The 255-nt window shown below is 35.7% G+C and carries 1 protein-coding gene; it reads right to left on the bottom strand.

Annotated elements, in window-relative coordinates:
• Window positions 1–255: DUF3369 domain-containing protein (locus CWC16_RS19725; RefSeq protein ID WP_138542712.1), on the bottom strand; the 255-nt coding region annotated here is incomplete at both ends.

Here is a 255-nt window from a genome sequence, read left to right as displayed (position 1 = left end):
TCAGCCGATACCCTAACTCTTGCTGGGTATCTTCAATTTCTGCTTGAAGTTGCACATTTTCATAGGCCAACTGCACATTTTGAGTAAATATTTTTATTAAGTGCTTTTGTGTATCGGTTAAAAACTCAGGGATCCCCGAGATAAATAACATCGAGCTATGGTTATATTCACTAGAACAATATGCGAATAAGTAATTATCTTTATAAATGATGCCTTTTTCTTTTAGCGCTTGGTTACATGCATCAAGTTGCTCTG

Origin of the sequence: Pseudoalteromonas sp. S3776 (assembly GCF_005886915.1) — a bacterium.
Taxonomy (GTDB): Bacteria; Pseudomonadota; Gammaproteobacteria; order Enterobacterales; family Alteromonadaceae; genus Pseudoalteromonas.
Note: the sequence above shows the minus strand (reverse complement) of the source record. Positions and strands in the feature narration are given on the sequence as shown.